This window comes from uncultured Sphingomonas sp., from assembly GCF_937859915.1.
Taxonomy (GTDB): Bacteria; Pseudomonadota; Alphaproteobacteria; order Sphingomonadales; family Sphingomonadaceae; genus Solisphingomonas.
This window is the reverse complement of record NZ_CALMAW010000128.1, coordinates 1-1,693: the sequence shown is the minus strand read 5'-3', so window position 1 is coordinate 1,693 and position 1,693 is coordinate 1. Positions and strand designations below refer to the sequence as shown.

General features: G+C 71.5%; 1 protein-coding gene and 1 pseudogene. One reads left to right on the top strand and one right to left on the bottom strand.

What is annotated here, in order from left to right:
• A pseudogene (locus tag Q0326_RS17225) lies at positions 1–344 on the bottom strand (RecX family transcriptional regulator); the annotation flags it as partial.
• 55 nt (positions 345–399) lie between these two features.
• Here Q0326_RS17225 and Q0326_RS17220 point away from each other — a divergent pair.
• On the top strand, positions 400–1,693 hold a 1,294-nt coding region (locus Q0326_RS17220), incomplete at its 3' end, for a fatty acyl-AMP ligase (RefSeq protein ID WP_298692883.1).

Below are 1,693 nucleotides of genomic sequence, written 5' to 3'. Positions count from 1 at the left end.
AGCGCCGCCTGTTCCTCCTCGCCGATGCCGGCCGCGCGCCAATCGGCGGCGATGCGCGCCGCGCCCAGCCCGCGCCGGCCGAGCGACGCCGCACGTGCCTGTGCGAAGCCATGATCGTCGACATAGCCGAGCGCCGCCATCCGTTCCGCCACCGCGCCCGGCTCCACCGGGTCGCCGCTCCAGCCGCGCTCGCGGATCTTGCGCGACAGATAGGCGGCGAGCTTGCCGCGGCTGGTGGCGAACCGCTCGACATAGCGCAGCGCCAGCCGATCGAGGGCGGCGGCGTCGAGGGGCGGCGGCACGCGGCGCTGTCCTGTGCGGTGAGGGGGAGACGGCATGGCCATGTTTGTGCCACAGTGGGAACCGAATTTGAACGATGGCCGGGTGCAGGCAGGGGGAATGACGATCCGCGACGATAGCCCAGCGCCCACGGCGGCACCGACGCCGACGCTCGATGCCCTGCCGCGCCGCCTTGCCGACTTCGCGACGCTGGGCGAGGCGCTGGACTATGCCGCGAGCGGCGTGCGGGGGCTGAACTTCCACGACGCGCGCGGCACGCTGGTGCGCGCCTATCCGTATCGCGAACTGCGCGACGACGCGTTGCTGGCGGCGCGGCGGCTGATCGCGGCCGGCGTGCAGCCCGAGGATCGCGTCGCGCTGGTCGCCGAAACGGTGCCTGAGTTCGCCGCCCTGTTCTTCGGCGCGGTCTATGCCGGCGCCTGGCCGGTGCCGCTGCCCCTGCCCACCTCGTTCGGCGGGCGCGATTCGTATGTGGAGCAGCTGCGCGTCCAGCTCGCCAGCTGCGATCCCGCCATGCTGATCCACCCGCCGGAGCTGGCGGCCATGGCGGCGGCGGCGGCGCGGGCGGCAGGGACGCAGGCGATCGACTGGTCCGACCTCGCGACCCGCAACGCGCCGGAGGTGCCGCTGCCGCCGATGCTCGGCGACGCTGTCTGCTATCTGCAATATTCCAGCGGCTCGACCCGCTTTCCGCATGGCGTCGCGATCACCCACCACGCGCTGCTCAACAACCTGGCGGCGCACGGTCACGGCATGAAGGTCGACGGCACGGATCGCTGCATCTCGTGGCTGCCCTGGTATCACGATATGGGGCTGGTCGGCTGCTTCCTGTCGCCGATCGCCAACCAGGTGTCGACCGATTACCTCAAGACCGAGGATTTCGCCCGTCGCCCGCTTGCCTGGCTGGACCTCATCAGCCGCCACGACGGCACCGCCCTCTCCTATTCCCCCACCTTCGGCTACGACATCTGCGCGCGGCGCATGTCGTCGCAGACCAAGGCGTCGGACCGCTTCGACCTGTCGCGCTGGCGGCTGGCGGGCAACGGCGCCGACATGATCCGGCCCGACGTGATGCAGGCGTTCGTCGACGCCTTCGCCGATGCCGGATTTCAGGCGAGCGCGTTCCTGCCGAGCTACGGCCTGGCCGAAGCGACGCTGGCCGTCACGCTGATGCCGCCGGGCGAAGGCATCCGGGTCGAGCTGGTCGAGGAGACGCAGCTGTCCGGCGGCGAGGACCGCACCGCCGCCAATCCCTTCGGTCGCCGGCAGCGGTTCCGCGCCATCGTCAATTGCGGCAAGCCCGTGCGCGACATGGCGGTGGAGATCCGCGAGGAGGACGGCGCCGTTCTGCCCGAGGGCGCGATCGGCAAGGTGTGGTGCAAGGGCCCGTCGG